The organism is Micromonospora sp. NPDC050495 (assembly GCF_040655175.1).
Lineage (GTDB): Bacteria > Actinomycetota > Actinomycetes > Mycobacteriales > Micromonosporaceae > Micromonospora.
In genome coordinates this window covers 53,386-64,450 of sequence record NZ_JBFAJK010000027.1, presented here as the reverse complement: position 1 = coordinate 64,450, position 11,065 = coordinate 53,386, and the positions used below count along the sequence as shown (strand labels likewise).

The 11,065-nt window shown below is 73.7% G+C and carries 12 protein-coding genes; 6 read left to right on the top strand and 6 right to left on the bottom strand.

Translation table 11 applies throughout. The features are described 5' to 3' along the window. Positions 1–14: 14 nt before the first annotated feature. Positions 15–1,253: a fused response regulator/phosphatase gene (locus AB0I11_RS23300; protein WP_357324151.1), complete on the bottom strand. Its 1,239-nt coding sequence runs from the start codon at positions 1,251–1,253 to the stop codon at positions 15–17. Between the two features lie 272 nt (positions 1,254–1,525). Here AB0I11_RS23300 and AB0I11_RS23295 point away from each other — a divergent pair, with 272 nt between their 5' ends. Further along, positions 1,526–3,904 (top strand): M28 family peptidase, encoded by a 2,379-nt coding sequence (locus tag AB0I11_RS23295; RefSeq protein ID WP_357324148.1) that lies wholly within the window; start codon positions 1,526–1,528, stop codon positions 3,902–3,904. Between the two features lie 90 nt (positions 3,905–3,994). Here the strand turns inward: AB0I11_RS23295 and AB0I11_RS23290 are convergent, their stop codons facing one another. After that, the gene (locus tag AB0I11_RS23290) at positions 3,995–5,086 is read right to left on the bottom strand and encodes a low temperature requirement protein A (protein ID WP_357324145.1); all 1,092 of its coding nucleotides are present in this window, start codon (positions 5,084–5,086) and stop codon (positions 3,995–3,997) included. A 206-nt stretch (positions 5,087–5,292) separates the two neighbouring features. Here AB0I11_RS23290 and AB0I11_RS23285 point away from each other — a divergent pair, with 206 nt between their 5' ends. Both AB0I11_RS23285 and AB0I11_RS23280 read left to right on the top strand, forming a co-directional pair. Next, the gene (locus AB0I11_RS23285; RefSeq protein WP_357324143.1) at positions 5,293–5,691 is read left to right on the top strand and encodes a CrcB family protein; all 399 of its coding nucleotides are present in this window, start codon (positions 5,293–5,295) and stop codon (positions 5,689–5,691) included. A gap of 82 nt (positions 5,692–5,773) precedes the next feature. After that, positions 5,774–6,085, top strand: coding sequence for a CrcB family protein (locus tag AB0I11_RS23280; protein ID WP_357324140.1), 312 nt, complete (start codon positions 5,774–5,776; stop codon positions 6,083–6,085). A 75-nt stretch (positions 6,086–6,160) separates the two neighbouring features. Here the strand turns inward: AB0I11_RS23280 and AB0I11_RS23275 are convergent, their stop codons facing one another. After that, on the bottom strand, positions 6,161–6,391 hold the full coding sequence (locus tag AB0I11_RS23275; protein WP_357324137.1) for a hypothetical protein: 231 nt from the start codon (positions 6,389–6,391) through the stop codon (positions 6,161–6,163). A 93-nt stretch (positions 6,392–6,484) separates the two neighbouring features. Here AB0I11_RS23275 and AB0I11_RS23270 point away from each other — a divergent pair, with 93 nt between their 5' ends. After that, complete coding sequence (locus AB0I11_RS23270) at positions 6,485–7,231, top strand: GNAT family N-acetyltransferase (RefSeq protein WP_357324134.1); 747 nt, start codon at positions 6,485–6,487, stop codon at positions 7,229–7,231. A 44-nt stretch (positions 7,232–7,275) separates the two neighbouring features. Here the strand turns inward: AB0I11_RS23270 and AB0I11_RS23265 are convergent, their stop codons facing one another. The 3 genes from AB0I11_RS23265 to AB0I11_RS23255 all read right to left on the bottom strand — a co-directional run bounded on the left by AB0I11_RS23265 (position 7,276) and on the right by AB0I11_RS23255 (position 8,832). Continuing rightward, a complete protein-coding gene (locus AB0I11_RS23265) occupies positions 7,276–7,530 on the bottom strand; it encodes a Smr/MutS family protein (protein WP_046564396.1) in 255 nt (84 codons plus the stop codon). Between the two features lie 69 nt (positions 7,531–7,599). Continuing rightward, positions 7,600–7,968: a tetratricopeptide repeat protein gene (locus AB0I11_RS23260; protein ID WP_357324131.1), complete on the bottom strand. Its 369-nt coding sequence runs from the start codon at positions 7,966–7,968 to the stop codon at positions 7,600–7,602. Between the two features lie 93 nt (positions 7,969–8,061). Beyond that, positions 8,062–8,832 (bottom strand): ROK family protein, encoded by a 771-nt coding sequence (locus tag AB0I11_RS23255; RefSeq protein ID WP_357324128.1) that lies wholly within the window; start codon positions 8,830–8,832, stop codon positions 8,062–8,064. 89 nt (positions 8,833–8,921) lie between these two features. Here AB0I11_RS23255 and AB0I11_RS23250 point away from each other — a divergent pair, with 89 nt between their 5' ends. Then, on the top strand, positions 8,922–10,559 hold the full coding sequence (locus AB0I11_RS23250; RefSeq protein ID WP_357324125.1) for an ABC-F family ATP-binding cassette domain-containing protein: 1,638 nt from the start codon (positions 8,922–8,924) through the stop codon (positions 10,557–10,559). Between the two features lie 38 nt (positions 10,560–10,597). Beyond that, positions 10,598–10,918, top strand: coding sequence for a hypothetical protein (locus tag AB0I11_RS23245; protein WP_357324122.1), 321 nt, complete (start codon positions 10,598–10,600; stop codon positions 10,916–10,918). The last annotated feature ends 147 nt before the right edge of the window (positions 10,919–11,065 follow it).

The following is an 11,065-nucleotide window of genomic DNA, read 5'->3' as shown; positions in this document are numbered from 1 at the left end:
CGTCGCGCTCGTGCTCACCGGCCACCGCCGCGGGTGACCAGCAGCATGGCGACGTCGTCGGCGAGCGGGCCGCCGTTGAGCTGCTCGGCCCGGCCGACGAGCCAGGCGGGCAGCTCGGCCAGCGAGACCGCCCGGCTGGCCGGGTCGGCGAGCAGCTCGGTCAGCCCGGACACGTCGAGCCGGTCGTCGCCGCTGCCCACGCGCCCCTCGATCAGGCCGTCGGTGTACATCAGCAGGGACCAGTCCTCGGTCTCGAACTCCAGGTCGAACGCCACCGGCCGGCGCGGCCGTACGCCGAGCAGCAGGCCGCCCCGGGCCGGCACGGGGGCCACCCGCCCGCCGGCGAGCAGCAGCGGCGGCGGGTGACCGGCGAGCCGCACCGTCGCCCGGTTGGCCGCCAGGTCGAGCCGGGTGGTGGCCACCGTGGCGAAGATCTCCTGGAGCCGCCGCTCGCTCATCAGCACCTGCTCCAGGGCGGGCAGCACCTCCTCGTCCGGCACGCCTGCCAGGATCAGCGCCCGCCAGGCCACCCGCAACTCGACGCCGAGGGCCGCCTCGTCGACCCCGTGGCCGCACACGTCACCGACGATCAGGTCGATCCGGTCCGGCCGGGTCTGCACCACGTCGTAGAAGTCGCCGCCGATCAGCGCCGCGTGCCGGCCGGGGCGGTAGAAGGTGTGCACCGCCACCTGGTCGGTGGTCATCAGCGGCTGCGGCAGCAGACCGCGCTCCAGCCGGGCCGACTCGGCCTGGCGCAGCTCCACCTCGCGCAGCCGGCGGGCGTTCACGTCGGCCCGCTTGCGCTCCACGGCGTAGCGCAGGGCGCGGGTCAGCAGCACCCCGTCGACCTGTCCCTTGACCAGGTAGTCCTGCGCGCCCTCGGCGACCGCGACGATGCCCAGGTGCTCGTCGGAGCGGCCGGTCAGCACGCAGACCGCCGCGCCGCTGGCCATGTCCAGCACCTGGCGCAGGCCGTCCAGCCCCTGCGCGTCGGGCAGGCCCAGGTCGAGCAGGACGCAGTCGACCCCCATCACCCGCTGGCGGGCCTCGCTGAGGCTGGTGGCGACGAGCAGGTCGATCATCGAGTTGGTCTCGGCGAGCAGTTCGCCGACCAGGAAGGCGTCGCCCTCGTCGTCCTCGACCAGGAGCACCCGCAGCCGCTCGCCCGGGGGCACGCTCGCGTAGTGCCCGAAACCGGCCTGCGGCACGACCGCGGCGCCGGGCAGACCGGACCCCCGCTGCGGTCGGGTCACCGCCGCGAGACGCGGGAGTTCGCTGGTGATGTCGGGCTCCTTCCGAGTGCCCTGCTGATCCTGTATCAGACAACGGCCGCACACAACACGACAGATACCGGAACGGGCCCGCACCGATATCGACCCACCCGCCGGAGAGCGACCGGGCCGGGTTCCGATGTTACGCGGCCGACCCTGTCCGGCCCGGAACGCACCGGCCGACCGGGGGCTGCCGCGGCCCGCCGCCCGGGGTGCAGGATGATCCCCACCCGACCCATCCCCGAGGAGTTCCCGTGGGCGTACCCCCCTCCCGCCCCGCCGACCGGGCGCTGACCCGGCCCCGCCGGCGACCGCTCGCCGCGCTCGCGGCGCTCGTCGCGCTGCTCGCCGTCGGCGCGGGTGTCCTGGTCGACCTGGCCACCCCGGCGCCGCGCCCGGCGGACGCCCCGGCGGGCGAGTTCAGCGCCGAGCGGGCGTACGAGAACGTGCGGGTCATCGCGACCCGGCCGCACGTGGCCGGCAGCACCGCCAACGACCAGGTCCGCGAACACCTGGTGGGCGTGCTGCGCGGCCTCGGCCTGGAGACCGAGGTGCAGGACGCGGTCGCGCCGGAGGCCGGGCAGCTCAGCGGGGCGGCCGGCGGTGCGACGGTGGCCCGGGTCCGCAACGTGGTGGCCCGGCTGCCCGGCACCGCCTCGACCGGGCGGGTCTTCCTGGTCGCCCACTACGACTCGGTGCAGTCCGGGCCGGGCGGCAACGACGACGCCGCCGGCACCTCCACCATCCTGGAGGTGGCCCGGGCGCTGGCCACCGGTCCGCGCCCCCGCAACGACGTGGTGTTCGTGCTCACCGACGCCGAGGAGGCGTGCCTGTGCGGCGCGTCCGGGTTCGCCGCCGACCACCCGCTGGCCCGCGACGGGGGCGTGGTGCTCAACCTGGAGGCGCGCGGCGCCACCGGCCCGGTGATCATGTTCGAGACGTCCCGGAACAACGCGAAGCTGGTGGACGTCTTCGGCCGGGCCGCACCGCACCCGGTGGGCACCTCCTTCGCCGTGGAGATCTACCGGGCGCTGCCGAACGACACCGACTTCACCGCGTTCCTCGACCACGACTTCGTCGGGCTGAACTCGGCGTACATCGACGGCGGGGCGATCTACCACACGCCGCTGGACACCCCGGCAGCGATGGACCGGGGCAGCCTGCAGATGCACGGCGACAACGCGCTCGGCCTGGCCCGCGAGTTCGGCCGGACCGACCTGCGGCAGCTGCGCTCCGGCCACGACGCCACCTACTTCCCGGTGCCGGGCGGGCTGGTCCGCTACCCCGGCTGGCTGACCCTGCCGCTGGCGCTGGCCGCCCTGCTGGCGGTCGGCGCGCTCGGCTGGCTGCTGCGCCGCCGCGGCCGGGCCACCGCCGGCCGGCTCGCCGCCGGCGTCGGGCTGGCCCTGGTGCCGATCGTCGTCGCCCCGCTCGGCGCGTGGCTGCTCTGGACCGCGATCACCACGGTCCGCCCCGGGTACGCCGAGCTGCTCGACCCGTACCGACCGGTCTGGTACCGGCTGGCCGTGGTGGCGCTCGCCGCCGCGGTCCTGTTCACCTGGTACGCGCTGACCCGCCGCCGGGTCGGTCCGGCCGCGCTGGCGTTCGGCGGGCTGGCCTGGCTGGCCCTGCTCGGGGTGCTGCTCGCCGTGCTGGTGCCCGGCGGCGCGTACCTGACCACGCTGCCGGCGCTGGCCGGCGCGCTCGCCGGCCTGGCGGCGCTGGGCACCCGGCTGGACGGCCCGTGGCCGGTGGTCGCGGCGACCCTGGCCGGCGCGGTGGCCGTGGTGATCCTGCTGCCCCCCGTGGTGCTGCTCTTCCCGGCGCTCGGCATGGCGATGGGCGGGGTGGCCGCGCTCGTCTCCGTGCTGCTCGGCCTGGCCGTGCTGCCGGTGGTCGACCTGCTGCACCCGCAGGCCGGCGGCCAGCGCGGCCTGGTCGCGCTGCGGGCCCGCCGGCTGGGCGCGCTGCCGGCCGGCGCCGCCGCGCTCGCCGCCGTGGTGCTCGCCGGGGTCGGCCTGGCCGTGGACCGCTTCGACGCCGCCCATCCCGTGCCGACCCACCTGATGTACGCCCTGGACGCCGGCACCGGCGCCGCCCGCTGGCTCAGCCACGAGGACGCGCCGCAGCCGTGGACCGACGGGTACGTGGACGGCCGCACCGACGTCTCCGCCGACTTCCCCGGTCTCGGCGACGGCGAGCTGCGCGCCGGCCCGGCCCCGGCCGCCGACGTGCCCGCCCCGAAGCTGGAGACGCTCGCCGACACCCGCGGCGGTGACCAGCGGGTGCTCCGGCTGCGGGTGGTCCCGCAGCGGACGGTACGGCTGCTCACCCTGCACGTGGAGACCGCCACGGCCACGGTCCGGTCGGCCACGGTGGCCGGGCGGGACGTGCCGGTCAAGGCCCGCGACGGGCGGTGGGGTTTCGGGATCGTGTTCCACGCCCCGCCGCCCGAGGGCGTCGAGCTGACGCTCACCCTCGTGCCGAAGGCCGGCCAGGTGAACGTGCGGGTCATGGACGCCAGCGACGGCCTGACCGGGCTGCCCGGCTTCCGCCCGCGGCCCGCCGACGTCGGCGTGGTCGGCTCGCACAGCTCGGAGATGCTCGCGGTGGCCCGCACCTATCCGCTCTGACCCCCGGCCCTGCCGCGGGTCAGCCGGGGCGGCCGCGGAGCGCGGATCGGGTCGGCGACGGGGCCACCGCGTCGCCGACCACCACGCCGGTCAGCACCAGCACGACGAAGGCGGCGACCAGCCGCCCGCCCAGGGGGTCACCGCCGCCAGCGCCAGCAGCCAGGGCACCCGCCGCCACGGGGGCACGCCCAGGACCCGCTGGATGAACAGGCTGCGCCCGATCAGGACCAGCGCGGGCCCGCCGAGGATCAGGACCAGCCAGCGTCCCGGCGTGTCCCCGGTGGGCCGGCCGACGACCAGGTCGAACGCCGCGGCGGTGCAGACGATGCCGGAGAGCATGAGCAGGTGGGTGTACGGCGCCAGCCGGGCCGCCCGCCGCACCAGCGGCGGGGTGGTGGACGCCACGATGGTTCCGGCGCGCAGCACGTAGATCTGCCAGAGCAGCAGCATGACGGCGAAGGCGGCGAGGAAGGCTGCCGACCGGGCGCGGGTGAACTCGGTGGTGTTGATCCGCAGCGTCGGCACCAGCACGATGTCACCGAGCGCGAGGATGACGAACTGCTGGTACCGCTCGGCCAGGTGCTCGCTCGTCTGCTCGTACTGGGCGAGCGGCACCCGGCCGAGTCCGGGCGTCGGGTAGCGCGCCGCGGCCGAGACGTAGTCGGCCACCACCGCGACCGACCAGAGCGCGGTCCGGGCCGGACCGTGCAGCAGCGCGCCGCCCAGCCAGAGGACGCTGGAGGCCAGGAACCAGAAGAGGAACCGGGCCGCCCGCTGCTGGGCCTGGTGCCGGCGCCGGTGCAACACGGTGACCAGCACCAGACCCCGGAACAGGTGCGGGATCACGTACCCGCCGGCGAAGATCAGCGAGTGCGGGTCGGCGGCCAGCGTCGCCGCCATCACCAGGGCGCCGAACATCGTCACCATGAGGATGCTCTGGATCGGCCGCCGGTCCGGGTCGTAGAAGTCGGTGGTGGTCGAGGTGACCGACCAGGTCCACCAGATGGCCATGAGCATGACCGCGACCAGCCAGGTGCCCGGCCATGAGTGCTGTTCGGCGATCCGCATCGAGGCCGCCGCGAGGGCGGCCACGAACACCACGTCGAAGACCAGTTCCAGCAGGGTGGCCCGGGTCGACCCGCCCGGCCGGCGCACCAGTTCGCTGCCGCCTCCGGTCGTCATGCCCGGCCTCCCGCCGCTCCGGCGTCTGCCGGCCCGGTCGACGCCCGCAGCGGGGACGCGCGCCGGGCGGCCGGCCGTACGCGCCCTGCCAGGATTATCGGGGCAGCCGACCCGGTCGCCCGCCGGGCCGCGGGTACCGCCCACCCGATCGGGTGAGACCCTTCCGGCGGGTCCGGCGGCGGCGGACAGCCGTGCAGATTGGAGCGGTGAAGGTTCTCGCGATCCTCCTCGGCGGCGGACTCGGCGCGACCCTGCGGTACGTGCTGTGGCAGAACTTCGCGGCGGCCACCCCACCGCACTTCCCGTGGGTCACCTTCGCGATCAACGTGGTGGGCGCGTTCGCCCTCGCCGCCGTGACGACGCTGGTCGGCGCGCACCTGTTGACCGGCCCCTGGGGCAAGCCGTTCCTCTCGACCGGGCTCATCGCGGGCTTCACCACCTGGTCGCACCTCATCGTCGAGTCCGACCAGTTGATCGGCGCGCGACGGACCGGCTCGGCCATCAGCTACCTGATCCTGAGCATCGTCGGCGGGGTCGTCGCCGCCGCGCTCGGCGCTCGCCTCGCCGAGGTCAAGGTGGGCCGTCCGGCAGCCGGAGGCAGATGATGTGGCTCGGCATCGGGGTGTTCCTGGCCGGCGGGCTGGGCGCGTTGACCCGCGCCGGGGTCGACGCGGCGGTCAAGCCCTGGTGGGCGGCACGGGTTTCCGGCTCCGCCAGGGCGTTCCCGGCCAGCACTTCCTGATCAACGTGTCCGGCGCGCTCGCGCTCGGCATCGTCACCGGCTACGCCGCGAAGCACCTCGGGGCGGGGGCACAGGACTTCGCCACGATCGTCGGGGTCGGCTTCATCGCCGCGTACACCACCTTCTCCACGGAGGAGTGGCACACGCTGGGACTGCTGCGCAGGAACGCCACCGTGGAGGCGGTCAACGTGCTCGGCAGCGTCGGGGTGAGCATGGTGCTGGCCGCGTTCGGCCTCTGGCTCGGCAAGCAGCTCTGAGGGTCGGCACCCGGCGGGGGAGGCCGCTTCCGTTCGGTTCGGTCGCCGCCGCGTGCAGATCGACCAACCGGCAGCTCAACTGTCGAGTTGTGGTGAGCCGAGTTCTTTCCGCAGCTGCCAGACCAGTTTCTGGAAGGCCGCTTCCGCCGCCGCCTCCTGAGCCTCAGCAGAGTCAGGGGTGAGACGGTAGAGCGCCTTCGCGACGTCATTCGCCAGTGACACCGTCGGAGCAACGCAGAGAAGGCTGAGAGTGGACCGAGAGCTCTGCATCCGGCTCCGCCACTCTCGTCGGTCGTCCTGGTCCATGCCCTGCTCGCCCACTCTCCGATACTGAGTGAGCAGATATCGGGTGCTGGTGATGTAGTCGACCGCTCCTCGAAGCTTCTGATCGCGGAGCCAGTGCCGGCGCTCGCGTTGGGCTTGGAGCCAAGCGCCAAGGGCTACGACCACGAGGCTGGCGAGGGCACCGAAGCCCGCCGCGGCAAGGTTCCCCATGGCGGTCGAGACTACGAAACCTTCGATGACAGGGCCAGCCAGCCCTCCATGATCACCTGGCTCGGATCCGGCCCGACCGAGCGGGCAACGGCAAGGATGCCGGAGACCGACGGACGGCGCTTCGGCAGATCCGACCTTGTGTGCGACGCTTCGGCGGTGACCGACCTTGGCATCCGCGCAGCCACCCCGGCTGACTCCGAATTCCTGGCTGACATGCTCGTGGAGGCCGTGAACTGGCTGCCTGAGCGCAACTGGTCTCGCGAGCAGATCCTGACGAATCCCGCACTGGCTCACTACGTCACCGGTTGGATGCGGCCGAACGACTTCGGCCTGGTTGCGGTGGACCCGGCTGATCGGCCAGTCGGCACGGCCTGGTTCCGATACCTGACCGCCGCTGATCCGGGCTACGGGTACGTCAGTGACGACGTACCAGAGCTGACGATCGGCGTGCGGGAAACCTGGCGGGGTCGGGGTGTGGGCCGGATGCTCGTGCGCGCTGTTCTGGACGCCGCCCGAGAACGCGGCATCCGCAGGGTGTCGCTGAGCGTGGAGCGGGCGAACTTCGCTGCGAGGCTGTACGCCGCCGAAGGGTTTCGCACGGTTGAGTCGTTCGAGGACGCGGACACCATGGTCGCTGAGATCGGGGCCTGACACGTGTGGTGCCCCGGTCACCTCACCGCAGGCCAGGCACCTCGCTATTTCCAGCGGAAGTGGACGAAGAGGCGGCCGAAGTTCTTCGAGTCCTTCTCGACCCGGTGGTAGAGCTGCTTCACGTCCTTCTGGTCGAGGAAGCGCAGCACCTTCTTCTTGAGCTGGCCGGAGCCCTTGCCCGGGATGATCTCCACGAGGGTGGCCTTCTTCGCCACCGCCTCGTCCATGATCCCGCGCAGGGCCCGGTCGATGTCGTGGCCCCGGTTGTAGATGTCGTGGAGATCGAGCTTGAGCTTCACCAGCCCATCGTAGAGACGGTGAAGGGCAGCCCGCCGGGCTGCCCTGTCCGTTTCGTACGCTCCTGGGGGTCAGCGACCGCTGCCGACCTTTTCCTCCACCCGGCGCAGGGCCGTGGTGTAGTCGGCGTTGGTCGAGTACATGGCCGCCGCGATGCGCAGGTGCCGCAGCGCGTCGGCCGGCCGGTTCATCCGCTCCAGCGTGCGGCCCAGCACGTGGTGCGCGTAGTGGTCGCTCGGGTCCCGGTCGACCAGCTCGCGCAGCTGCTCCTCGGCCCGGTTCAGCTGGGCCGACTGGAAGTACGCCCGGGCCAGCAGCTGCCGCACCGAGGAGTTGCCGGGCTCCGCCTCGACGATCGGCTCGAGCAGCCGGGCCGCCCCGGTCGGGTCACCCGCTTCGAAGAACATGGTCGCCCGCCGGTAATCCGCCAGAAGATCCACTCGAACCCACCTCCTCGTGTCGCACCGCCCTTAGTCCGACGCTGACACAACACCGGGCGTACCGCGAGTGTTCCTCGGGTGGAAGTTGCGCCCTCAGGGCGTCGGGTCGTACCGGTCGCCCACCAGGTCCCAGGCCCGGACACCACCGACGATGCCGGCCGTGTTCGGCACGACCACGACGTCGTCGCCCATCCGGGCCAGTTGTTCCGGCCGGATCAGCCGGGAGTTGCCACCGCCCAGATAGAGCCGGTCCCAACGGAAGACCGGCCGCAGCCCGTCGACCACCTGCCGGATCCGCCGGGACCAGAACGCGTCACCCAGCCGCCGGCGTTCCGGCTCGCCCACGTACGTGTCGTAGGTGGTGTTCCAGCGCACCGGCGCGTGCGACAGCTCTAGGTGCGGGGCGAGCACCCCGCCGTCGAAGAGGGCGCTGCCCAGCCCGGTGCCGAGGGTCAACACCAGTTCGCAGCCGGTGCCGGCGACCACCCCGGCGCCGTGCACCTCGGCGTCGTTGAGCACCAGCGCCGGCACCCCGAACGCCTCGGCGAGGGCGGTCCGCACGTCGTAGCCGGACCACTCGGCGACCAGCGCCGGATCAACCTTGCTGCGCGGCCCGGACCGGGTCACGTAGTGCGGGGTGGCCACCACCACGCCGTGCCGGATCATGCCGGGCATGCCGACCGTGAGCCGGTCCGCCGCGGGCAGCCGGCCGCCCAGGTCCAGCAGCGTCTTGACGAGGAGCGCGGGCGGCAGGGGGTACGGCGTGGGGACGCGCAGTGGTCGGGCCCGCATGGTCCCCGCGGCGTCCAGCACAGAAGCCTTGATCCCGCCGCCACCGCAGTCGATCGCCAGAGTGGTCACCACGGCTGTGAGTCTCCCTCACCCGGCTTGCGCGCAGCGCCCCGGTTATCCGATTCGCCGCGGGCCGCCCCGGCGGTAGTCTCGATCTCCTGATGAGCGCCACACTGATCGCCAAGGACCTCACCGCTGGGCACGGCGACCGCCTCCTCTTCACCGACCTGGACCTGGTCGTCGCCCCGGGCGACGTGATCGGGCTGGTCGGCGTGAACGGCGCCGGCAAGTCCACGCTGCTGCGTACGCTCGCCGCGCTCCAGCCGCTGGAGCAGGGCTCGGTGGCGTTGAACCCGCCCGCCGCCACCGTCGGCTACCTGCCCCAGGAGCCGGAGCGGCGGCCCGGCGAGACGGTCCGCGACTTCCTGGCCCGGCGTACCGGGGTGAGCGCGGCGCAGTCCGCGCTCGACGCCGCCACCGAGGCGCTGACCGCCGGCGCCGCCGGCGCCGACGACGCGTACGCCACCGCGCTGGAGCGCTGGCTGGACCTGGGCGGCGCGGACCTGGACGAGCGGGCCGAGCAGGTCGCCGCCGAGCTGGGGCTCACCGTCGACCTGGACCACCCGATGACCGGCCTCTCCGGCGGCCAGGCGGCCCGGGCCGGGCTCGCCTCGCTGCTGCTCAGCCGCTACGACATCTTCCTGCTCGACGAGCCCACCAACGACCTCGACCTGGCCGGGCTGGACCGGCTGGAACACTTCGTCACCGGGCTGCGCGCCGGGACCGTGCTGGTCAGCCACGACCGGGAGTTCCTGACCCGTACGGTCACCCGGGTGCTGGAGCTGGACCTGCACCAGGGCCAGGTCAACCACTTCGGCGGTGGCTACGCGGCCTACCTGGAGGAGCGGGAGGTGGCCCGCCGGCACGCCCGCGAGGAGTACGAGGAGTACGCCGACACCCGGGCGGGCCTGGAGGCGCGGGCCAGGATGCAGCGGGCCTGGATGGAGAAGGGCGTGAAGAACGCCCGGCGCAAGGCCACCGACAACGACAAGATCGGCCGCAAGTTCCGGACCGAGTCCACCGAGAAGCAGGCGGCCAAGGCCAAGCAGACCGCGCGGCTGATCGAGCGGCTGGAGGCGGTCGAGGAGCCCCGCCGGGAGTGGGAGCTGCGGATGGAGATCGCCGCCGCGCCCCGCGCCGGCGCCGTGGTGGCGTCGCTCCGCGGTGCGGTGGTACGCCGGGGCGGCTTCACTCTCGGCCCGGTGGACCTCCAGGTCGGCTGGGCGGACCGGGTGGCGATCACCGGCGCGAACGGCTCCGGCAAGAGCACCCTGCTCGCCGCGCTGCTCGGCCGGCTGCCGCTGGACGAGGGGCACGCGGCGCTCGGCCCCGGGGTGGTGGTCGGCGAGGTGGACCAGGCGCGCGGGCTCTTCCTCGGCGGTCAGCCGCTGCTGGACGCCTTCGGCGCCGCCGTACCGGAGCTGACCCCGGCCGAGGTGCGGACGCTGCTGGCCAAGTTCGGCCTGCGGGCCGACCACGTGCTGCGGCCGGCGGCGACCCTCTCCCCCGGCGAGCGGACCCGCGCCGCGCTGGCCCTGTTGCAGGGGCGGGGGGTGAACCTGCTGGTGCTGGACGAGCCGACCAACCACCTGGACCTGCCGGCGATCGAGCAGCTGGAATCGGCGCTGACCGGCTATCCGGGGACGCTGCTGCTGGTCACCCACGACCGGCGGATGCTGGACACGGTGAGCGTGAACCGGCGGCTGCGCGTCACCGACGGGCGGATCGCCGAGGACTGAATCGTGCCGACCCGGTCGCGCGGGGTGAGAATGACGGCATGCTCAAGTGGGAGTACGCGCTGCTGGTCCGCCGCCGCCAGGCCGCCGCCACCGACATCGGGTGGGAGGTCGTCTTCATCTGGTACGGCCCGGACGGCTCGATGGTCGACGTCACCCCGTACGGCGACACCGCGCTGGCCCACCTGAACCGGGCCGGTGACCAGGGTTGGGAACTGGTCGCGATGAGCGAGGACCCGTCCCTGCCGGGCAACAACGAGCTGCACCGGTACCACCTCAAGCGGCCGAAGGCACCGGCTCCCCAGCCGCGCCAGCGGATGCGCGGCGCGGGCCGGACCGCCCGCCGCACCATCGCCGGCTGACCCGCCCGGCGACAGCCGGCCGACCCGCCGGAGCCCCCGGAGGGGCAGCCGGCCGATCTGTCGGAGCGCCCGGAGAGGCAGCCGGCCGATCTGCCAGGGCACCCGGAGGGGCGGCCGGCGGGGCACCCAGGCATACCGGGCGGCGAT

Coding starts and splice junctions, on each gene's coding strand:
- AB0I11_RS23290 (WP_357324145.1), bottom strand. CDS start 5,086: ATGACGACCGGAGGCGGCAGCGAACTGGTGCGCCGGCCGGGCGGGTCG.
- AB0I11_RS23275 (WP_357324137.1), bottom strand. CDS start 6,391: ATGGACCAGGACGACCGACGAGAGTGGCGGAGCCGGATGCAGAGCTCT.
- AB0I11_RS23250 (WP_357324125.1), top strand. CDS start 8,922: ATGAGCGCCACACTGATCGCCAAGGACCTCACCGCTGGGCACGGCGAC.
- AB0I11_RS23245 (WP_357324122.1), top strand. CDS start 10,598: ATGCTCAAGTGGGAGTACGCGCTGCTGGTCCGCCGCCGCCAGGCCGCC.